Genomic DNA, 22,673 nt, shown 5'->3' with positions numbered 1-22,673 from the left:
CCGTAGAGATTTTGAAGAAAGAATCAGAATGATGGTGGAAGCCGGATACGAAACTGTTACAAAGGAGATACTTAAATGCACCCGATGCCCACTCCATAAAAGTGCAATCAAAAGAGTCATAGGAAAAGGGTCCTGCAACCCGAAAGTTTTCTTCATAGGAGAAGCCCCAGGAAAACGCGAAAATGAAACCGGAATTCCGTTTTACGGCAGGGCAGGAAAAAAACTGGATAAAATGATCGAGTACATGGGGCTTTCCGAAGAAGATTGGATGGTAACAAATACAGTCAAATGCCACCCCCCTGAAAACCGAAGACCCAGTATAAACGAGATAGAATGCTGTAAGCCCTTCCTGCTTTCTCAGATAATCCTGCTTAACCCGAAAATTATAATCCTTCTTGGTAATACAGCCGAGAAGTCCTTTTGCCCCGGGAAAAAACTCGAATGGGGAGTCCCTGTGGAACATGAAGGAAGAACAATCCTGAAACTTTACCATCCTGCAGCCCTGATTTACACCTCTTCAAAAAAAGAGATCCAACGTGCTTTCATCGACAAAAACCGTGAGCTATGGAGCTGAACATTTCATATGACAGATAAACCATTGCAAAAAGAGTATAAAAAAGAGATCAGCCCGAAAATTACCAATTAAGATACCTTTACTTCAAGAATTCTGCAATAAAGCTTTGTTATGTCTGTTTTATCCTTTAAAAATTAGAATAACATGGTCTGTGAATCGATATATCGATTCACAAATTATAAATATCGAGATTTTTACTCTATTATTGGGGTTTGTGTAGCATTGGGGTTTGTGTGGCGGTTCGGAACAAGAATTTGAATAAAAAATCGACATATAATATCGTAAATCGAAGATTCTTATATCCAGTCTCGTAGCATCTAAGATTCGAATCTTGTGCCGTAACAGGTATTATTCAAATATCTGATGTCGGAGCATCTATATTCAAAAAGGAAATTCTGAACACAGATGCCTTAACGCCTTACACTAAACTCCGCAATATATGGACTAAGTTAGTTGTTTTATGTAGTTTACCGAAGAAAAAAATTATTTGGGAGGGGTAGTATGGCCATGGTGAAAATGTCTCCTGATGTATTTTCGTGTTCTGATGACAAGGGAAACCTTGAAATTCAGATCGATCTGCCTGGAGTAAAGAAAGAGAATATTGAACTAAAGATGGTTGAAGAAGGCTTTTTCGTAAGAGCGAAAAGAGAAGAGACCGGGGTTGAGTACGCAGGGACTTATGCATTCTGCTGCGGGGTTGTTCCTCAAAAAGCGGTCGCCAGATATTGTGATGGAAAACTGTTTGTCATAGTACCTTACAGAGAGAGTTCAGAGACTGTAGACATTGAAATTCAGTAAGAGACCTTAAACGTTGAAATTCTTTAAACGAAACTGTAAACTTGAAATTCAGTAAGAAACTGTAAACTTGAAATTCAGTAAAAAGACAAAATAATAAAATCGTTACCGAGATTGGTATTAGCACTAAAAGGCGAAATAATAAAATCGTTATTGATATTAGTATTAGCACTGCAAATTTAACTTTCAATCTGGAAAAAATAAGGTGGAAGAAAAATGTACCCAGTAATCGACTATAAAAAGTGTACCGGAGCTCTTGCCTGCTATGAAGTTTGCCCTGCAGACGTTTTTGATATCGAAGAAATTGATCGAGTAAAAAGGGCAGTTGTAGCCCGCCCGGAAAATTGCATAGAGTGCAACCAGTGTGTGGAAGCCTGCCCGGAAGATGCCATAGAACTTATTGAAGATTAAGCTGAGTAATCCTTCTGAGAATCCTCTGCTGCTCAGGTTTAAATCTGTGATAAGATCCCTATTATTATATTCTAGGGACTGATACCACTTGTTAGTTCATTCAGATACAGGCAAAAAATGTAAGAAGAAAAAGCAAGTAGATTGCTTGCTTTTTTCCTCATTCTCAGTAACCTTTGAGGTATTTATAGAGCTGGATTTATTACTCTGGACATTATCAACAGTATTGGACTTTTCATTCTCTGTAATTTTCTTCACAGGCATATTTTTCCAGATATAGGAAAAGTTCGTCGCATTTAATTCTACAAGAGAATTTTCTTTATACTCCCAGTCACTATCCGAAGAAAACATAATAGACCTTATAGTAAGCCGTTCTCCATTAGAGCTCCACTCTCTTAAGATGTCATGTCTACCTTTTATTGTAGGTGTTATCTGAGTGAGATTAGAACTGTCAGAGTTGACAACGAATAAAGGAGCTGCAATGTTTTGACATTTTGAAGGGCCTGGTTCATTTTCAATGATCTTTCCGGTATCAGGGTAAAGAGCAGATGTGAACACTATCAGATCTCCAGACGGGCTTATCGAAAATTTTTTAGCTTCGTCGAGAGGGTCACAGAATAAATCCCAGAAATAAGAGGACGTAAGTCCGAAACTGGTTATGAAGGTCAGGTTAGTTCCATCGACATCGATCGAATACAGTTTATTTTTACCTTCAACGAATAATATTTTCTTCCCATCAGGGAACCATTGAGGTTCGCTTGCATTACCTTTATACAAAAGAGACTTTTTATTTTCGTCTCCCTCTACGAGATAGAGATTACCATTCTGATTTACCAGAAGACATGAACCGTTTGGCTGCCAGTATTCTTTTGTTAAGATACGCTTTTCGGTGCCATCGTAATAAGAAATTTTTCCTTTCAATTCCGAACCGTCAGTGTTAGATATATAGGTCTGCAAATCGAAGCTTCCTGGCAGTCCAGAAACCAGGAGTATTTTTTTCCTGTCAGGACTGAGTGAAAAAGCACAGTATTTTTCATCATTATCTTCCGGCTGGAAAGTCTGAATTAAATCCCCACTCTCGTTGATAAGATCTACAGATCCTTCATCTGTAGTAATGAAGATTTTGTCAGAATCATACCAGACAGGCTGTGGATATGTAGCTGAAGAAAGTTCACGGGCATTTGTACCATTTCTGCTTGCAGTATACACTTTAGTAGAGTGATTTTCTGGGTTTTCCCATTCAAACGTGATTTTACTGGAATCAGGACTCCATTTAAGCTTTCTCTGAAAACCAATATTCCCAATGTTTTCTAATATGCTTGAAAGGTCCGTGTAGTTGGTGCCTATACATTTTAAATTCGTACCATCGGGATTACAAATAACAAAACAATAGCCAGTGTTTGTTCGTTCAACCTTTGAAACTCCAAAATATATCTTGTCCCCAGATGGAGACCACTCTGCCCCGGGTATGGAATAACTGTTAAACTCTTTTACTCCATAATCGATTTCTCCCAATGTACGGGATTTCGTGTCTAAGAGATAGTGCTTGTGAATACTATGTGAAAGAGAAATCGATTTGGAAGAGGTTATCAGCAGGTATTGTCCATCAGGGCTCCATGATGCATAACTTACTGAGAATCCTTCTTCTTTAGGAAGAATTTCTTCAAACTGCATAACTTTAAGCTGTGTATTGTTAAGCTGTGTATTGTTAAGCTGTGTATTGTTAAGCTGTGTAACATTAGAATTTTGATCTTCTGATACCGGGCTTGCGAATGCTATACCTGTAGAAAGTAATAATAACATCGTAATTAATATACTTTTTAACATTTAGAATCCCATCCAAGCTTGTTTATTTATAAATAACTTTGTTACAAAAATTACTTGATATTGTCTGATTATGCATTTTTTCTGAAAATTAATGGAATAAATTTTCAAATGTATCTATCACTTCCATTTATACTCGAGTCATGTCGAAAGATTCCTCTAAGCAGGCTTTCAGCTAGAAAAATTTTCTAAAAGGTTTTGGTTCAATTTCCGAAAGTAGGAAGCACGATATAACAAATAACCCGAGTTTATATGTATAAAGATATTTTTTATGTTTAATTCAAGACTGATTGAAAAGCAAGAGAGAAAAGTAAAATCCTCCTTGCTTAGAATTGCTGAGTTAAATCAAGATGTGTCAACATAATCGCATCATTAATTCATCTTTCTAACAAATGCAACTGCCCCTAGTACTGCTACAAGTACCCAAGTAGAGCTTAGAAAAGGAATTGATGCCTGAGTAGTGACAGATTCTCTTTTCTGCTTACCCGCTGTTCCTCCATTTGCTGTCATCTCGGTATCATTTGCCTGGTTCTCGGTTTGATTTACAGGCTTTAAGAAAGAAGTACCACCTAATCCAATAGTAGAACTGGATTTTATTACCGGACCAATCCCCACAGCAATAGGGGATCTTCCTACGGGCACCGTAGTATTAACATTGTTTGTGGCGGTGTCAATTACAGAAGTAGTGTTACTCCCATAGTTCACTGCATAAACCTCATTTCCATCTGGAGTGACTGCAACTTCGTAAGGGTAATTTCCGACACTCACTCTATCTATAACCTCGTTTTTGGTTGTGTCAATTACAGAAACAGTACCTGTATGTGAAGTTGAATCAATGTTACCTTTACCTGAACATCCACCAGGTATATCTACCGTTACGTATGCTCTCGTTCCATTCGGACTGACTGCAATTCCATGTGGCAAGCTTCCAACATTTACTGTCGCAGTAACATTGTTTGTTGCCGTGTCAATTACAGAAACAGTACCTTTATAGTAAGGATAACTATTGGAGTTAACCACATACACCTTTGTTCCATCTGGAGTGACTGCAATTCCATGTGGATTTTTTTCCACATTTACTGTCGTTGTAATAGTGTTTGTTGCTGTGTCAATTACAGAAACAGTACCCTGGTAGTCAGGAGGAATACCAGAGTTCACAGCATATACCTTTTTTCCGTCCGGTGCGACTGTAATTTTGTAAGGCAAGTTTCCTACTTTTACTGTGGCTGTAACATTGTTTGTTGCCGTGTCAATTACAGAGATATCGTTGCTTGCAGCGTTTGCAACATACACCTTTGTTCCATCTGGAGTGACTGCAACTCCCTAAGGATAGCTTCCTACGTATACTGTGTCTATGACCTTATTTTTGGCTGCGTCAATTACAGAGACACTATTGCTCATACAGTTTGTCACATATACTCTTGTTCCGTCCGGACTGACTGCAGCTCCTGAGGGCTCGATTCCCACATTCACCGTAGCTGTAACAGTATCTGTAGCAGTGTCAATTACAGAAACACTGTTACTCTCTAAGTTTGCAATATATGCGAATGATGATGCACCTGCGACACTCACCAGTGTTAAAACCGTAAGTGCCGCTATTCCAAAAGCTTTTAAGATGTTACATCCCCTACGTGCTTTATTAGATATTTCAATAGATGAGGATGAAAACGAAAAAGTGGAAATCGGTATCATTGATATAACTTTGCTTTTCATCTTTTTCCCCGTTCAGCGTTTGTCTAATGATAGTGATGTGGCTTAACATTATTAATTAATTGCTGTAGTTTAATGAATATACATATCTTCTTCTGCTATAACCGGAGTTCCACTTTTATAAGCGCATAAACTTCTCATGATATCGAATTATGCTAATTTTTTAAGCAAATAAACTTCAGGCTCTAACTTTAGGATCAAATCATCTAACTATTAGACTTATGAAATTCAATTTATATCTTGAAACTTGGGAACTCAGGCTGTAACTCTTTATGATGTTTTTCAGTGTATCGATTCCAAAACACCTTCACGGACTTGAAATTTTAAATTTATTCATTAACAATGAATTTTTTTCCAATGATGGATTAGTTCTGGAATCGATACGCTAATTTGTTTTTAAGGTGGGTAATGTTTGTTTTTAGGGTGGGTAATGTTTGTTTTTAGGGTGAGTAATGTTTGTTTTTAGGGTGGGTAATGTTTGTTTTTAAGGTGAGTAATGTTTGTTTTTTAAGGTGGGTGGTGCAGGTAGTTAGCTATTTGAGATTTTTCTGAAAACAAGGCTTCCCATGTTAGATTTATTTACTCCACTAACGATTTCCTCAAGTGTGAATCCTCCGATTTTATCCCCAATTTTGAGGGTTCTGGCATTTGAATAGTCAATCAGCCAGATCCCGTCAATCTGGACAACACTGTTGTTTCCACTTTGATAGACGTTCCTAACATAGACTTTCAGGACAGGAACATTGCCTTCACCTTGAATTTTGTCAAGATAGCAAGTCCAATTTTCACCAGTTGAAAGGATAGTATCATCTACATATTTTCCATTTTTATAGAATTCAAGCCAAACCTTCTTGCCGGCAACGTCAACCTGCTTGGCCTTGATACTGTAGCCCTGGCCGAGACCAAGTTTACTGCCGGCCTTCAGGGTAAATTTGTCACCGCTGTCAAGAACGAGCCTGGCAAGCTTGTCAACATGACATTTCCAGATTGGATCGCAATCGGCAACCAGTGGAACATTCTTCTCCCCAAAAAAATCAATTACTGGATATCGTTCATTAGACCAGCTATTACACTCATAACTGGTACTGACAACATTACAGCTTACAGGAGAGTCCGTAGCATTTTTGAAAATAAGGCTCCCAAGGTTAGACGAATTTGTTCCATTGATGATTTGTTGAAGTGTGAATCCTCCAATTTCATCTCCAATATTAAGGGTTCTGGCATTTGCATAGTCAATTAGCCAAATACCGTCGACAAAAACGATGCAGTTCTCCACACCTACGAATAACTGTTTGACGTGGACTTTCATGACAACAATATTATTTTCACCCTGAACGTTGTCAAGAGTAACAGTCCATGTCTTGTTTTCATCACTAGTATTAACGGAGAGATTTTTATCTGCTATATGTTGTCCGTCTTTAGTGAACTCTAGCCAGACTTTCTCACTATCAATGTCGATCTGTCTGACTTTGAGAGAGTAACCATTGCCAAAGTCAAATTTGTCACCGTTTTTGAGAGCGTAAGTCTCATTACTATCAACCATTAACCTTGCAAGCTTGTCAACATGTGATTGCCAGATTGAATCATTATTGGCTAGCAATGGAACATTCTTCTCTCCAAACAAATCAATTACTGGGTATCGTTCATTAGACCAATTACTGCATTTATAGCTGGTACTGACAACATTATAGCTTACAGGAGATTCCGTAGCATTCTTGAAAATAAGGCTTCCAAGATTAGACGAATTTGTTCCATTGATGATTTGCTGAAGTGTGAATCCTTCGATTTCATCTCCAATGTTAAGGGTCTTGGCATTTGCATAGTCAATTAGCCAGATACCTTCAATCTGAACGATATTGTCTAATGCCCCCGCAAATAGCTGATTGACATAAACTTTCATGACAACAATATTGTTTTCACCCTGAATATTGTCAAGGGCAACAGTCCATGTCTTGTTGCTATCAGTATTAACCGAGACAATTTGATCAGCAACATATTTTCCATCCCTGGTAAATTCAAGCCAAACCTTCATTCCATCAATGTTAATCTGCTTTGCTTCAAGAGCATATCCCTGACCAAGGTCGAGTTTTTCGCCATCTTTGAGGGTATAAGTCTCATTATTGTCAAGAATCAACCTGGCAAGCTTGTTAACATGTGCATTCCAGATATTACAGTGATTAGCAAGCAATGGAACATTTTTCTCCCCAAATAAATCAATTACTGGATATTGTTCGCTAGACCAAGTACTGCATTTATAATGGGTGCCGACAACATTACAAATATTATCTTTACTGCAATTATTGTCTGTTGCACCTCCGGCGTTTGCTGTTATTGAAATTAATAGAGTAAGAGCAACCAGTGCAATTACTTTATATTTTTTCATTTTACTGTTCCTCCTTGTTCCTGCTACTTGCAGGTTGTTAAGCCGTCCTCTGGGCTTTAATTAGTCCAGGGCGAATTAACTATACTCAGTTTTGTAGTAGTTTATTGGATCTTCAAAATCTAGCATAGTTTCCACTAATCGTTGACCGTTATCGATCAAAAACTAGGAAAACAATATAATGTCTTTCGATAAGACCCAACTTTTATTGCTAGACCGATAAAAACATGAAGTAAGGAAATTAAGCTCTGTAGAAATCTTCTTGGAGTAGTCTTAATATACCTATGACTCAAGATGTGGACTGGATTTTCGATAATTTAAGGTGATCCGTTTCTGTCTACTTAAAGAGGATTTCTACAAAGCTGGAAATTGTCTGTGGACTTTTTCTTTAGAATGTAGCGTTTGATGATTTTGTAGAGCTGAGTTATTCTTCATCGAAATTTGTTTGTGATAAACTTCAAGAAGTCCAAATGCCATGGAGTGGATAAGCTTATACCCTTGTTAATGGATACAACCGATCCCTCTTCGGATGTAGGTGAAGAAGAATCAACAGCTTGAGTTTTCTTGAAAGCAAGACTTCCCAGGTTAGATGAATTTGTCCCGCTAACTATTTTTTCAAGCGTGAATTCTCCGACTTTATCCCCGATTTTAAGGGTTGTAGCATTTGTATAGTCAGTAAGCCAGATTCCATCAATCCAAACGATTTTGTCTACTGTACCCACAAATAGATTCTTGATATGAACTTTCATGACAACGATATTATTTTCACCCTGAACATTGTCAAGGGTAACAGTCCATGTCCTATTATCATCAGTATTGACTGAGACTATTTGATCAGCAATATATTTTCCATCCTTACTGAACTCAAACCATATTTCCTCATTGTCAATATTGATCTGCTTGGCTTCAAGAGCGTATCCATTGCTGAGATCGAGTTTTTCACCGTCTTTGAGAGTGTAAGTGTCATTATTGTCAAGAATCAATTTGGCAAGCTTGTTAACATGTATATTCCCAATGTTTCCATTGGCGGTAAACAGCGGAATATATTTATCTCCAAATAAATCGATTACTGGATATTGTTCATTAGATACCCATTTATAATCGGTACTAACAACATTACAAATGTTGGTTATATTGCTTACATTATCTGCTGTATTTGTAGTATCTACTGTACTTGCAGTGTCTGCTGTGTTTGCAGTGTCTGCTGTAACATTAGACCAGCTGTCACATTTATAATTGGTACCTACAACATTACAAGCTACTGAAGACCCCGTAGTATTTTCAAAAACAAGACTTCCCATGTTAGAGGTATTTACTCCGCTGACGATTTTATCAAGCGTGAATTCTCCTATTTTATCCCCTACCTTGAGAGTTGTAGCATTTGTGTAGTCAGTCAGCCAGATGCCATCAATCCAAACGACTCTGGTTTCCGCACCCACAAATAGATTCTTGATATGAACTTTCATGACAACGACACTATTTTCACCCTGAACATTGTCAAGGGTAACGGTCCATGTCCTATTGGCATCATTATTGGCTGAGACTATTTGATCAGCAATATATTTTCCATCCTTACTGAACTCAAACCATATTTCCTCATTGTCAATATTGATCTGCTTGGCTTCAAAAGCGTATCCATTGCTAAGATCGACTTTTTCACCATCTTTGAGTGTGTAAGTTTCATTATTGTCAAGAATCAACTTGGCAAGCTTGTTAACATGTACATTCCCAGTGTTTCCATTGGCGGTAAACAGCGGAACATATTTATCTCCAAATAAATCGATTACCGGATATTGTTCGTTAGACCAACTCTCGCTTTTATAATCGGTGCCGTCTACATCACAAACATTGGATATACTGCTTGTATTGTCTGCTGCATTTGCAGTGTCTGCTGATACTGCAAGTAAGAGAGTGAGAGCGACCAGCAAAACTGCTGTATATGTCTTCATTTTATTGATTCCTCCGTATTCTGAAAGATTCCACTTCAAAACTTATTCCATTCACTCCATACTTTCACAATCCAAATATATTAATTAATAAAAAGAGGAGGCATTCACTGTCCCACCTCCCTTGAGTATCACCAATGCTTTCTCTGCATTGCTTCTGACGTTTTTGTACTCATCTGGATCCGTACTGATCCGGCTCAAACCTTCCATTGCTTGTTGTCCTCCAAGTTTTCCCAGAGCCATAACCTCTGAACGCCTTACTTCCTCCTCTCTCTCGGTCTCAAGAGCCTTGAGGAGAGGTTCAACAGCTTTCCTATCTCCAAATTTCCCAAGGCCTTCTGCAGCACTTCTCCTCACTTTATATTTTTCATCTTCAAGTAAAGAAATCAAAGGTTCAATCGCTCGAGAATCTCCTATTTCAACCAGGGAATCCACAATATTTTCTCGTACGAACCAGTCTTCATCTTCAAGGGTGGCAATAAGAGCGTCTACAGACTCAGGATCTCCAATATCTCCCAGAGCCTCAATGGCAGCAACTTGAAGATTCTTGTTCTTTGATTGGAGGAGACCTTCAAGAGAAGGTATCGCTTCCTTACTTCCTAACCTTCCGAGAGAACGAGCAGCTCCTTCCTGCACCTCGGGATTACTGTCCCCAAGAGCATTAATCAGGGGCTTCTCGCTCTGTGCCACCTGTTCAGGTTCTTTAAAAAAACCCAGGGTGAAAGTGGCGTCCTTTCGAACCTCTGGAACCTTATCATCCAGCATTTTAATCAAGAGGGGAACAACAGCAGGGTCCCGATTAGATTCAAACACTGCTATGGCGTTAGTCCGGACTGTGGGGTTACTGTTCCGCAGCTTTTTAGTTACTTTTTCAAATATGTCTTCACTTTTAAAGTTGCCAAGCGTATTGGCCGCCGAATATCCTAGTTCTTTATCATCCAGCAGACCTAGAAGAGTATCAATACAGCCCGGATCTCCTATTTCTGCAAGAGCGTATACAGCTTGCTGGCGTATATCGGGATTATCCTCATGGCGTATCCTGGCATCATCACGATCCATAACCTCACAAATAGGCTCAGTTGCCCTGGGGTCTTTCAATAATCCAAGCGCAATCACGGTTAAGCGAACTACTTCCCCGTTTTCGTCCTTTAATAGTTCAATAAGGGGCTCAACGGCCTTTAAGTCTCCAATTTCCCCAAGTGAATAAGCTGCATTCATACGAACCTCAGGAGAGGGATCATCAAGGACTTCTATCAGAGGTTCCACAGCTTTTTTATCTCTTATTTCTCCAAGGGCAAGAGCAGCATAACTGCGTGCCTGCGGATTTTCATCTTTTAAAGCCTCAATCAGAGGGGTAACTGCAGGTCCCCCAATATCGATAAGTGCATTAGTCGAAGCCGAAGCAACATCCTTATCTTCATCCCCTAGGCTTCCAACTAATTTCTCTGCTCTGGCTTCAAGTGGATCCTGGACAAGGCACCCAGCACATATACTGGAAAGTAAAATTAAGAGAAGCAAGAGTTTTGTGTACCTGCAACTCCAAAATTGACTTCGCTTTTTCATATGCATCACCTGGTCTCCTCCCTGGGTGGAATCAATAATTCGGCAAAAGCCACCTGGTTCTGCCATCTGGCCGTTACATTAACCTTGAAGCTGTCCTCGTTACTTCCTATCACCACATTCTGGACAGGCATGTAGGATTCTCCTAAAGGTTTACCATGTGCAATTTCCACAATTGCATAAGGATAGTCGGGCCAAGTCCACAGAGGACTTTTATCTTTTTCTCCCACATCATAAAACTCGGAAGATGTGAGCACCAGTTCTCCGGTTCTCTCGTTTGTTACTGTAAGGTTTATTGACACTTTCCTTGCATAGCTTAGTCCTTTGTTGATAAGATAGCCATAGATCCTGTAAACATCAGAAGTATTTTTGCTTTCCATTTCGTATTCCAGTTTAAGATGAATTTCTGGAGACGGGATATTTACAGGATAAGTGTCTTCTTCCAGAAGCCTGCTATTCTGAACGACCCTAACCTTTACAGGGTACTCCCCTGGAAGTTTATACCCAAGCCATACCTTGACCGAGTTATTTCCTGGAACAAGCTTTATCGGCTTCTGAAGAGAAACTGATCCTTCATCCCATGGATTTGTGGAATTATCGGAAATTATCATCCTTGGTGTTGAGTAGCTCGTCCCATTTTCGTCCACAAAAGCGTTTTCAACCTCAAGCCACACATCCACAGGCTTTAAACCGTTATTTTGAAGCGTTATGTTCAGTTTTCCAAGGTCACCTGCCCCAAAAGGAGAAGCATGAATATCAACTATTTTTACATTGGCCCCATTTCCATAGTACCATGACCCTCCTAGAACTAGGACCAAGAAAACAACTGAAATCGAAATAAGAGCACTTTTCTTCATTTCATTTCACCCCTCATCCCGACGTTATCCTTAAGCTCATCAGCTATCGAAATGCAGTTTGTAAGCCCGTACTTTTTCTTTGTTATTATGCCTCTCCTTTCCAGGTTCATGAGAACTCGAGAAACTTTGGCCTTGGAAAAGTCGAGGGAATTCACGAGTTCATTCTGGAGAATTCTTCCTCCTTTTGCTACAATAAGTTCAACGGCTTTCCTTTCATCTCCTTCAAGGGCCCGCAGAAGGACATCTGTGGGGTCAATGTTATCCCTGGGCAGGGTTTCCTCAACAGGGTCATTTTCATGCGAGACCTCAAAAATCTTCTCTGGAGCTTTCTCTGTGATAACATTGAGAGCAACTACCTGTGCTTCCTGTCCTGTTATTGAAAGTTCAGAGCCTTGAACCCCCATGGACCGCAAAACCTGAGCCAGCGCCAGACCTCCAAAAAACCCGGAAAAAAGGAGAATATACGCCTCTTTTACAGTATAGACGTACGGGATATCCACAACCTTGAACGTATCTCCTTCAAGCTGGATTACCACTGGTGAATCCTCAAGTAGGAGATTGATAGCTACAGTGCTCGAAATAAGCAGGATACCCACAGCCAGCATGAGTCTTTTTCGTTCCTGGGTCGTCTTACCACCTCATTTATTACTCTCAGTATGTACGAAACAAATGTTATAATTTGAGTATGACCAGGCCCGAAACGTCTCAGAATTCTGCAACCACTGCCAACTGATGGCGAAAAAAGTTAGTTATAAGAATTGGGAAAAAAACTTGAAAAATTGACTGCAAGCCTTTTTAAAAAAGGCTTGGTCGAAAACGGCCTTATAGGCTTTAGGTAATTTCTTTAAGATACTTTCCCTTATGTCCTCATAGGTAGCTTTCACTTCAGCGGTATTATGAGAAATCTGTGGAGAAACGAATTTCATCACAAGTGGATAACTGATCTCTTCTGCAGCAATTATTGCTTCTTCTGCAGTTTTTGCGAACTTTGCCTTTACTACAGGAATACCATAAGCTTGCAGGATATCAAAAGCTTCAAGGCCCAGTATGTGCCAGTTCTTTGCTCTGGCAGCTTCAAAAACCCTGGTTTTGCCAATACCCTATCTGGTCCAGATGTGCGAGGGACAATATCCATCTGCTTCATAATTATATGATAGCTTAACGACAGTTATTCTTTGGGAGTATCAATTTTGTGACAATAGAAACTTCAATTTTCGAAGGCTGAATAGTTATTTTTCGAAAAGCAGAAAAAAGCAGAAAAACAAAAATGGTAGAAATTGAATTCATAACATCAAACCCTTAACATCAAACCCTTAACATCAAAACTATTAACATCAAAACTCTTAACAGCAAAACACTTAACATCAAAACTCTTAACAGCAAAACACTTAACAGTAAAACTCATAACAGTAAAGCAGGTTTCAGCAAAAATACAGTTTAAGCTTTTACGAGTATACTAAAAGTTAAAAATAGAAAAGGTAAAGGAGACTTTTCCTTTACGATCAAACAGGTACCGATTTACGTAGTTTAGCTTCGGTCTCAACAATTTCCTTTGTTTCCCTTGCAATGGCAAGTTCTTCATTGGTTGGAATGACAAAAACCCTTATACTCGAATCAGGGGTACTGATGTCGATTTCCTGGCCTCTGATCTTGTTCTTTTCCTCATCGATTTTTATACCGAGACCTTCAAGACCAGTAAGGATTCTCTTTCTGATGCTTGCGCTGTTTTCTCCGATACCTGCGGTAAAGACAATCGCATCTGCACCATTGAGCACGGCTAAATACTCACCAATGACTCTCTTGACACTATATGCGAAGATCTCAAGGGCAAGCTCAGCTCTCTCGTTTCCATGAGAGGCAGCCTCATCAAGGTCTCTGAAGTCGTTGCTTATCCCGGAAACTCCAAGTACGCCAGACTTCTTGTTCATGAGAGTATCAACCTCTCTGCTTGACAGGCTTTCTTTATCCATAACGAAGGGAACGACTGCCGGATCAATGGAACCGCATCTGGTACCCATTGCAACCCCTTCAAGAGGAGTAAAGCCCATGCTGGTATCAATAGATTTTCCACCTTTCACTGCTGCAATACTTGAACCATTTCCGAGGTGACAGGTGATAATCTTTGTATCTTCTATAGGCTTTCCAAGCATAAGAGCGGCTCTTCCAGCGACATACTTGTGGGAAGTCCCGTGGAAACCGTATTTTCGCACTCCATACTTTTCGTAGAGGTCATATGGCAAAGCATACATGTAGGCATACGCAGGCATGGTCTGATGGAATGCAGTGTCAAAAACAATAACCATGGGCGTTCCAGGCATGATCTCTGCACAGGCTGAAATTCCCATCATGTTTGGAGGGTTGTGGAGAGGAGCCAGATCGAAGCAATCTCTAATAGCTTCCTCGACACCTGCATCAAATAAAGCAGATGTTGTGAACTTCTCGCCACCGTGCACAACCCTGTGTCCGACCGCGTTGATTTCACCCATGTCTGTGATGACACCAAATTCCGGATCCGTAAGAGCCTTGACAACTTCTTCAAGGGCTACTCTGTGGGTTGGCAGGTCAACCTGCTTTTCCAGCTTCTTGCCATCGAACCTCTTCTGAGTAATGATCGAGTTATCGATTCCCACCCTTTCGCAAAGACCGACTGCAAGAGGGGATTCATTGATCATATCAATTAACTGATATTTCAGCGATGAGCTTCCTGCATTTATTACCAATACCTTCATCTTTAAACCCCAATTCATAGATTGCTTTTAATTTCCGTTTTATATATACAATAAGATATTTTATATATGAAAGTCAATAAAAAGCTTTCTAAAATGTTTGTAAATATAGAAACGTTTGAGATTATTTGTCCTGTGCTGCGGCCTGAACGCACGTAATTGCAATAGCACCGACAATGTCTTCGTCGCTGCAGCCTCTGGATAAGTCATTAATTGGCTTGGCAAGTCCCTGAGTAATAGGGCCATAAGCTTCGGCCTTGGCGAGCCTCTGGGCAATCTTGTATGCTATGTTTCCAGCGTTAAGGTCAGGGAAGATAAAGACATTAGCTTTGCCTGCAACAGGGCTTCCTGGAGCCTTTGAAGCTGCAACTTTTGGAACAATTGCTGCATCTACCTGGAGTTCACCATCAATTGGAATATCTGGAGCGAGTTCCTGTGCAAGCTTTGTGGCAGCAATTGTTGCCTCAGTCAGTTTGCTGTGTGCACTTCCCTTAGTGGAATAAGAAAGCATTGCAACATATGGATCATCCTGAACCAGCAGTTCAAAGGTTTTTGCAGAAATGATAGCAATGTTTGCAACGTCTTCAGGACTGGGCATTTCAACCATACCTGAGTCAGCAAAGAGGAATGTCCCTTCTGACCCATATTCACAGTCCGGCACGGCAATAATGAAAAAAGCAGATGCGAGAGCTGCATCAGGGGCAGTTTTAACAATCTGGACAGCAGGTCTAAGTGTATCAGAGGAAGAGTGAACAGCACCTGAAACTACACCGTCTACTTCATTGAGTTTAGCCGCCATAACAGCGAAGTAAACGTAATCCTTCATAATTTCGGCTGCACTTTCGAGTGTAATACCCTTATGCTTTCTCAGCTCGTAGAAAGCCTGAATGTATTCATCCTTTTTCTCGTAAGTCTCAGGATTTACAATTTTTGCTTTTGAGAGGTCAAGATCTCCTGCAAGCTCCTTAATATTTGCTTCATCGCCGATGAGAACGATATTTGCAACCCCTCTTTCGAGGGCCTTGGCAGCTGCCTGAAGAGTTCTTATATCGGTAGTTTCAGGTAAAGCAATTGTTTTGTTGAGTTTCTTTGCTCTTTCACTGATTTTTTCTAAAAATGTTACCAATCAACCAACCTCCTATATAATTAGAGTAGTCTAAGTTAGCTGGGTCTTAATATATAAATTTACGTAAAATGGGTAGCGATATATATAAAAATGAAAAATATATATTTAGAACACTCAGCATCGTTTTAAAATACAAGTTTTATCTTGAGATATGTAACGATCTGGACTAATTTTATATCAGATCTGTGAAACTTAAGACAATATTACTGAATATAAATGATAAATTAATATAAAAGAGTTCCGGAATGATTTCAATGAAGATACTTGGAATTTCAGGTAGCCCACGAAAGGGCCAGAACTGTGAAAAAATGATTGCAGCTGCTCTCGAAATTGCAAAAGACAGAGGTTTTGAAACCGAGACTGTTTTTCTCTCAAATGAAGAAATTGCCCCCTGTAAAGTATGCGGAGCTTGCATAGAAAAATCTTCCTGTGTTATTGAAGACAGTATGGAGAAAGTTTATGAGAAAATGAAAGCTGCCGACGGTATAATTGTTGCATCACCGGTATATATGGGGAATTATCCTTCCCAGCTTAAAGCCTTATTTGACAGAAGTGTCTTACTTCGCCGCAATAACTTTGCACTTAAAAACAAAGTTGGAGCAGCTCTCTCAGTTGGAGGCTCAAGAAACGGAGGTCAGGAAAAAACCATTCAGTCAATCCATGACTGGATGCATATTCACGGCATGATTGTAGTTGGCGATAATTCTCATTTCGGTGGAATAGCCTGGAACCCTGTAGAAGAAGACTCCATTGGTATGCAGACCGTTTCCGAAACTGCAAAAAAACTCTGTGAAGTTCTGGAACTTATCCAGAATAACAAAAGATAAAGACTGAATGAAAAGATGTAAATAGAGAAGGCAAAAGATAATGAAAATAGAGGAAGGCCGAAAATAAAGAAAAAGAATCAAGAAAAAGAATCAAGAAAAAGAATCCCCAATATTTACAGCTGTACGGGCATACATTATATAATATAATTTAATGATACATTTAAATAAATGCTTGAAATCCTTCGAGTGTAAAATATTCAGGTAGAATAAAAATATTCAAGTAGAATAAACCTGAAACTTACCTTTTTGTTAAAGAAAAGGGAAGACATAAAAGGATTCAAGAGGCACGAGTTTTTGGAAGTTAGTCCAGAGCACATATCGGCATTTCACAATGTAAAAAAACATCCCAGGATAACAGAGTATATTACCCGGTTTGATACCGAAACTGCCAGGGTCAATTCAATTGCTATTATAATCGGGCTCCTTACAGGGTTCGTGATAGGAGTTTATGACCAAACTCTCCAGTACAGCAATACTTTTCTGGGTATGCAGCAAGGATCCCCGTTACACGAGTTCCCACATTATTATGTGTTATTCGTGCCAGCCCTTGGAGGGTTGCTGGTAGGAATAATCTCCCATTTTCTGATGAAAAAGAAGTACGGCGTTGACGGACTTATAGAAACCGTAACCCTCCGCGGAGCAAGGCTTAATCTCAAGGATGTTTTTCTGGAGATTTTTACTTCAATAATCACAATCAGTTCCGGAGGTGCACTGGGAAAGGAAGCACCTGGAATCCTTGCAGGAGCCGGGACTGGAGCTTTTCTCGGGAGAATCCTGAAGAGCCCGGAAAGGCAGCTTCAGATACTTCTAGGTTGCGGAGCTGCCGGCGGAATTGCGGCTGCCTTTAACGCCCCTCTTGCGGGAGTAGTCTTTGTGGTAGAGGTGATTTACGGGGAACTTGAAACCAGGACCTTTATTCCGATAGTTATCTCCTCGGTCTTTGCAACTCTCGTCTCAAGCACACTTTTCGGAGTTAGACCCATAGAGATCCCTTTCTACCAGCTGGTAAGTCCCTACAAAGAACTCGGGCTCTACCTTGTGCTAGGGCTTCTTGCAGGTTTTGTCTCTACACTACTGATCAGGACGCTTTACTACATAAAAGATATTTTTTCGGGAATCCCTTTCCATCCCGTTCTCAAGCCTGCCCTGGGAGGGCTCGCAGTAGGTGCAATAGGCCTTTTTTACCCCAGGGTTCTCGGAATGGGATATGATGTAATAACGGATGCACTCAACAACCAGCTTACTTTCAAGCTCCTGCTAATCCTGCTCTTTTTGAAGGTCCTCGCTTTTTCCCTGAGCTTGGGCTCTGGAGGCTCAGGAGGAACGATTGTTCCTTCCCTTTTTACAGGTGCAATGCTGGGAGGAGCTTTCTGGACAATCGCAAACTTGTTTTTCCCTGGGGCTGTAGCCGATCAAGGAGCATATGCTATGGTTGGGATGGGCGCGGTCTTTGCCGGAACTGCCAGGGCTCCCCTTACTGCCATCCTGATCCTGTTTGAGATTACAAGAGATTATAATATGATTCTTCCTCTCATGTTTGCCTGCGTCCTCAGCAATGTGATGTCAAATGCCCTTTATCCGGAGTCCATTTTTACGGAGGGTCTACGCAGGAAAGGGTTTAAGATCCGAAAAGGCAGAGAAGTAGATATCATGAGCTCCATGCTTGTAAAAGATGCCATGATCACATATGTCCAGACAGTTTCTGAGGATAAGAGTGTTGAAGCACTTACGACCCTAATGCAGGTAAGCCGCCACGTCGGTTTTCCGGTCCTTGATTCCAAAGGCAAACTTTCAGGTATAGTAACCCTTTCAGATCTCCGGAGCAAAGTAAAGTCCGGAGATGTCGACAAAAAAGTAAAAGATATAGCTACCCAGCGTCTTGAAGTTGCCTACCCCGATGAAACCCTTGACGCAGTACTCAAACGCTTCGCTTCAAAGCAAATAGGCAGGCTTCCAGTCGTGGACAGAGAGGATAAAACCAGACTTCTCGGTCTTATTACCCGAAGCGATATCGTAAATGCATATAACAAGAAAGTCGTGGAAAAAGTCAGGGTACATACTGAATACACATACTGAAAAACACATACTGAAAAATACATACTGAAAATACATACTGAAAGCAGTAAACCTAAAGAAGGTTCCCTGACAAAAAGAGTAGAACCTGGAAAGGAAACACCATTTATAGATTGTGGGGGGACATTATGCCTGAGCCCGTAACTGAAAGCGGCTTAAATGGGGACTTGAGAACATACCTGCAAAACATAATACTGGAAGATAAGGATGAAGTCTGTGACTACGTAGAATTATCTGCCAGAGAAATACTACCAATCACACGCAGGCTTTTCGAAGAAAGGGTTTCCCTTGCCTATGACTTCAAGATCTCACAAATTGTGGAAAAAGAAAGGCACCTGATAATTTACGGAGAAGCAGGTTCGGGAAAAACAAGCACCCTTAAGTGGCTGAATACCGTCTATGCCAGGAAACGCCTACTGAAAAAAGAGGGATTTGTGCCAATATATATAGCACTTGATTCTTATGTAAAAGGTTCTTTTTATAATTATTTAAAAGCACAGGTAACGAAAAAAGGTATTTCTGAGACGGATTTTGAGAAACTGCTCGAAGGAAAAGCTCTGCTGTTACTGGATGGGCTTGACCTGCTCACGCCTTCAGAGAATTTCTCTCCCTTTGATGAGATCTCTGACTTTATTTCCGAATATGAAGCCTGTAGATATGTTATTGCCTCAAGACCCGAGCCTTCGGATAGCTTAAAAAGTACATTTGCACTCTCAGAGCTTGAAAAATTGACCGATGAAAAAATCAGGCTGTTTATAGAAAAGAATGTCCCAAATAAAAGACAGGCAAAGCTATTAAAAGCCAGAATCCTGGAAGAAATTCAGTCAAAACCAATCCTCCAGAATCCTCTGCTGCTTTACCTCTGGATCAAACTTTCAACTGCGCATATGGGGACAAGAGGAAAACAGGAAGATGTCCAGCACTTTACCCATTTTGATTCTATTCCTTCCAGCCGGGCAGAAATATATCAGGCTTTTGTTTTGGAGCTTTGTAAAGATTACAGGATCGGAAAGGAATTTTTTAGATCCCAAAACCAGCTGCCTCTAAGAATAAGTTTTGAGAAAATAAGTTTGGAATGGTCACCTAATGGAAAAATAGGTTCTCAAGCGCCATGTGCCGAAATAACAGAGTCTCAAAAACTGAATAATGGAAAAATAGATCTTCAAGAGTCAAATTTTGGAAAAATAAGATCTCAAAATCCCAGTAACGGAATAATAAGTTCTCAAGATCTCGGTAACGGAATAATAAGTTCTCAAGATCTAAATAATGGAATAACAGATAGTCAAGAGCTGAATACCGAAAGAACAGATATAGAAAATGTCCTTATGAACCTGGCCTTCCAACTCCAGTGCAGAAATAAGATTTCATGTAAGTATAGCTATGCAATTGAAGTGGCAGAAGCATATACAGAATCCAGAAGATCTGGAAAGATTATAGAATACAGCAAGTCTGGAAAGATTATAGAATACAGCAAGTCTGGAAAGATTGCAGAATGCAACAAGTCTGGAAGAATTATAGAATACAGCAAGTCTGGAAGGACTACCGAGTACAGCCGATTGGGTAAGATAAAGGCCAGAAAACTCCTTCAGGCCTGCTTAGGGCTCGGACTCCTGATAAGAAAGAGGTCAGAAATAAAGTTCGGAATAGATCGAGCTTTTCAGGAATATTTTGCAGCTTTAAAGTTGAAAACTTACTTTGAAAATGGGACGGACATTTCAAAGGCATTCAGGAATCCAAGATGGGAGAATGTGATAATGCTCACCTCGGATTTGCTCGAATCAGAAGAAGAACTTGTAAATTCGATGATCTCAAGCGGAAACTTATATCTGGCTTCAAAATGTGCTCTGAGAGCCAGCCCCGAAACAAAAGGAAAGCTATGTGCTTTGCTTGCCAGAAGACTTGACAGCAGGTATACTATAGAAAAAGTAAAGGCTGTTCAGAGCCTTGGAAGGCTAGGAACCTGTGGGATCAGGGCCAATACTGGAGCACTTAAAGATAAAGATATCAGGGTAAAAAGAGAAACTGCGAAAGTGCTTGGGGAAACCAGATCCAAGATGGCACTTGTTCCGCTTGAGACTGCAGTTGGGGACGCAGATTATTCTGTGCGGATAGAAGCCATAAAGTCTCTTGGCTTAATAGGGTCCGAAAGAGCAATTGAATTGCTCAGAGACACATTTAAAGATAAGAATCGGGCTGTCCGACTGGAAGCTGCAAATGCGCTAATGCAGATTGAATCTGAAAAAGCGCTGGAAGTCCTTATTTCCGCACTTGGGGCCAAAGATGATTTTGTTCGGATTGGGGCTGTAGGGGCTCTTGGAAGAACAAATTCCAGGCAAGCAGCAGAAGCTCTTATAAAGGCATTTCAGGAAGAAGACAAGCTTGTCCGGCTGGGGGCTGCCGAAGCCCTGGGCCGGATGAGATCGGAAAGAGCTGTTGAACCGTTTGTAGGTGCCCTTGAAGATAAGGATGAATTTGTGCGCTGGATCGCTACAAAAGCACTTGGAGAAATCAAATCGGACAAAACTTCCGGCACATTCGTCAATATGCTTGGAGATAAAAGCCGTTTCGTCCGAAGAGAAGCCGCAAAAGCCCTTGGAGTAGTAGGGTCCGAGGATACGCTTGACCCCCTTGTTTCGGCACTCTCGGATGAGGATGAATTTGTAAGAAAGACAGCCGTAGAATCCATTGGAGAAATAAAGTCCGAGAAAACTGCTAAAACCCTGATAAATAAACTCCAGGACAACAGCCATTTAGTCCGACTGGAAGCCGCAAAAGCCTTGGGAATGATAAAAGTCAGAAAAGCCATTGCTCCGTTGCTTTTTGCACTTGGAGATGAAAACCGCTTTGTCAGGAAGGAAGCTGCAAATGCACTAGGACAACTGGAGTGCGAAAAAGTCCTTGATCCCCTTATCAGGATTTTTAAGTCCCAGGACCCTTTCACAAGGCAAGGAGCAGTAAGAGCCCTTGGCCAGATAACTCCCTATGGGATTCCTGATTGCATATCGGACCAAATCTTTGATTTCATTGATAATGCCCTGAAAGACGAAGATAAACTTGTGCGAAAGGAGACAGCAAAAGCACTGCAAAGCCTATCTGAAAGCAGGAGCAAAAGAGCTTTTGAATCCCTGATCAGTGCCCTTGATAACGAGGATGATGAAGTCAGGAGGCTTGCAGCCGGGTCCCTGAACCTTTTTGATTGTGAAAAAGCTATCCCCCAGCTGGTCAGTGTCCTCAAGTCCAGAGATGCAACCGTGCGCCGGTTTGCAGCCAACACCCTCGGCCGGATAAAATCAAAAGAAGCCCTCCAGCCCCTGATAGATGTGCTGGTTTTTGATAACGATGGCTTTGTAAAAGAAGAAGCTGCAAAAGCACTTGGAAAAATAAAATCCAGGCGGGTTATAGAACCTCTTATTGATGCGCTGATGGACCAGAATAATAAAGGAAGATCAGGTGCAGCCGAAGCTCTCGGCCGGATTAAGGCCGAAAAAGCAGTAGATCATCTTATTGCCTCCCTTATGGACAAGGACGATTTCACGCGCCTGGCTGCTGCAAAAGCCCTCGGCCGGATAAAACCAAAAAAAGCCATCGAGCCCCTAATCAATAGCTTATATGACTGGAACCGCTTCGTAAAAGCCGAAGCAGCCGGAGCCCTCAAAAAGATATGTACTGAAGATGACAGACCACGCTTGCAGGCTTTACTGGACTCAAAGGATGAGTTTACGGCAAATCTCGCTTTTGAGATCCTGGAAGGCATTGAAATGGAAGAAATCTTAAAAACCGAGCTGTTTTTAGATTGGGAATAAATCAGGAAGCTGTAGAAAGCAGTAGAAGATCACAATAAAGGATAAAATAACCTCATTTCAACCC

17 protein-coding genes and 1 pseudogene are annotated in these 22,673 nt (G+C 40.6%); 6 read left to right on the top strand and 12 right to left on the bottom strand.

Annotation, left to right across the window (positions count from 1 at the left end; translation table 11 throughout):
* Positions 1-28 precede the first annotated feature (28 nt).
* The 3 genes from MSBRW_RS15665 (at position 29) to MSBRW_RS15655 (ending at position 1,780) form a co-directional block, all read left to right on the top strand.
* The gene (locus MSBRW_RS15665) at positions 29-574 is read left to right on the top strand and encodes a uracil-DNA glycosylase (protein WP_011306796.1); all 546 of its coding nucleotides are present in this window, start codon (positions 29-31) and stop codon (positions 572-574) included.
* Positions 575-1,075: 501 nt separating this feature from the next.
* Positions 1,076-1,372, top strand: a complete 297-nt coding sequence (locus MSBRW_RS15660; protein WP_011306797.1) for an Hsp20/alpha crystallin family protein — start codon at positions 1,076-1,078, stop codon at positions 1,370-1,372.
* Positions 1,373-1,585: 213 nt separating this feature from the next.
* Positions 1,586-1,780 (top strand): 4Fe-4S dicluster domain-containing protein, encoded by a 195-nt coding sequence (locus MSBRW_RS15655; RefSeq protein ID WP_011306798.1) that lies wholly within the window; start codon positions 1,586-1,588, stop codon positions 1,778-1,780.
* Between the two features lie 96 nt (positions 1,781-1,876).
* Here MSBRW_RS15655 and MSBRW_RS15650 read toward each other — a convergent pair whose 3' ends face one another.
* The 12 genes and pseudogenes from MSBRW_RS15650 to pta all read right to left on the bottom strand — a co-directional run bounded on the left by MSBRW_RS15650 (position 1,877) and on the right by pta (position 15,906).
* Positions 1,877-3,604, bottom strand: a complete 1,728-nt coding sequence (locus MSBRW_RS15650) for a TolB-like translocation protein (RefSeq protein ID WP_011306799.1) — start codon at positions 3,602-3,604, stop codon at positions 1,877-1,879.
* 369 nt (positions 3,605-3,973) lie between these two features.
* Positions 3,974-4,675 (bottom strand): YncE family protein, encoded by a 702-nt coding sequence (locus MSBRW_RS24370; protein ID WP_394298290.1) that lies wholly within the window; start codon positions 4,673-4,675, stop codon positions 3,974-3,976.
* Positions 4,655-4,897, bottom strand: a pseudogene (locus tag MSBRW_RS24365) (YncE family protein); the annotation flags it as partial. The pseudogene MSBRW_RS24365 and the gene MSBRW_RS24370, both read right to left, overlap by 21 nt.
* Before the next feature lie 27 nt (positions 4,898-4,924).
* Complete coding sequence (locus MSBRW_RS20450) at positions 4,925-5,314, bottom strand: YncE family protein (RefSeq protein ID WP_011306801.1); 390 nt, start codon at positions 5,312-5,314, stop codon at positions 4,925-4,927.
* 526 nt (positions 5,315-5,840) lie between these two features.
* The gene (locus tag MSBRW_RS15640) at positions 5,841-7,694 is read right to left on the bottom strand and encodes an S-layer protein domain-containing protein (RefSeq protein ID WP_011306802.1); all 1,854 of its coding nucleotides are present in this window, start codon (positions 7,692-7,694) and stop codon (positions 5,841-5,843) included.
* A gap of 428 nt (positions 7,695-8,122) precedes the next feature.
* Positions 8,123-9,640 (bottom strand): S-layer protein domain-containing protein, encoded by a 1,518-nt coding sequence (locus MSBRW_RS15635; protein WP_011306803.1) that lies wholly within the window; start codon positions 9,638-9,640, stop codon positions 8,123-8,125.
* Positions 9,641-9,724: 84 nt separating this feature from the next.
* The gene (locus MSBRW_RS15630) at positions 9,725-11,206 is read right to left on the bottom strand and encodes a HEAT repeat domain-containing protein (RefSeq protein WP_011306804.1); all 1,482 of its coding nucleotides are present in this window, start codon (positions 11,204-11,206) and stop codon (positions 9,725-9,727) included.
* Positions 11,206-12,054: a hypothetical protein gene (locus MSBRW_RS15625; RefSeq protein WP_011306805.1), complete on the bottom strand. Its 849-nt coding sequence runs from the start codon at positions 12,052-12,054 to the stop codon at positions 11,206-11,208. The genes MSBRW_RS15630 and MSBRW_RS15625 overlap by 1 nt, the downstream gene beginning before the upstream one ends.
* A complete protein-coding gene (locus MSBRW_RS15620; RefSeq protein ID WP_011306806.1) occupies positions 12,051-12,659 on the bottom strand; it encodes a helix-turn-helix transcriptional regulator in 609 nt (202 codons plus the stop codon). The genes MSBRW_RS15625 and MSBRW_RS15620 overlap by 4 nt, the downstream gene beginning before the upstream one ends.
* A gap of 144 nt (positions 12,660-12,803) precedes the next feature.
* The gene (locus tag MSBRW_RS21450) at positions 12,804-13,151 is read right to left on the bottom strand and encodes an acetate--CoA ligase family protein (protein WP_080565345.1); all 348 of its coding nucleotides are present in this window, start codon (positions 13,149-13,151) and stop codon (positions 12,804-12,806) included.
* 405 nt (positions 13,152-13,556) lie between these two features.
* On the bottom strand, positions 13,557-14,783 hold the full coding sequence (locus tag MSBRW_RS15615) for an acetate kinase (RefSeq protein WP_011306807.1): 1,227 nt from the start codon (positions 14,781-14,783) through the stop codon (positions 13,557-13,559).
* Between the two features lie 121 nt (positions 14,784-14,904).
* A complete protein-coding gene (pta, locus tag MSBRW_RS15610) occupies positions 14,905-15,906 on the bottom strand; it encodes a phosphate acetyltransferase (protein WP_011306808.1) in 1,002 nt (333 codons plus the stop codon).
* Positions 15,907-16,160: 254 nt separating this feature from the next.
* Here pta and MSBRW_RS15605 point away from each other — a divergent pair, with 254 nt between their 5' ends.
* The 3 genes from MSBRW_RS15605 to MSBRW_RS15595 all read left to right on the top strand — a co-directional run bounded on the left by MSBRW_RS15605 (position 16,161) and on the right by MSBRW_RS15595 (position 22,609).
* Positions 16,161-16,733, top strand: coding sequence for a flavodoxin family protein (locus MSBRW_RS15605; protein WP_048103277.1), 573 nt, complete (start codon positions 16,161-16,163; stop codon positions 16,731-16,733).
* 294 nt (positions 16,734-17,027) lie between these two features.
* Positions 17,028-18,809 carry a chloride channel protein gene (locus tag MSBRW_RS15600; RefSeq protein ID WP_011306810.1) on the top strand — a complete coding sequence of 594 codons (1,782 nt, stop codon included), beginning with the start codon at positions 17,028-17,030 and terminating at the stop codon, positions 18,807-18,809.
* Between the two features lie 125 nt (positions 18,810-18,934).
* Positions 18,935-22,609 carry a HEAT repeat domain-containing protein gene (locus MSBRW_RS15595; protein WP_011306811.1) on the top strand — a complete coding sequence of 1,225 codons (3,675 nt, stop codon included), beginning with the start codon at positions 18,935-18,937 and terminating at the stop codon, positions 22,607-22,609.
* Positions 22,610-22,673: the final 64 nt, after the last annotated feature.

Source organism: Methanosarcina barkeri str. Wiesmoor (genome assembly GCF_000969985.1).
Taxonomy (GTDB): Archaea; Halobacteriota; Methanosarcinia; order Methanosarcinales; family Methanosarcinaceae; genus Methanosarcina; species Methanosarcina barkeri_B.
This window is presented reverse-complemented; position numbering and strand designations above follow the sequence as displayed.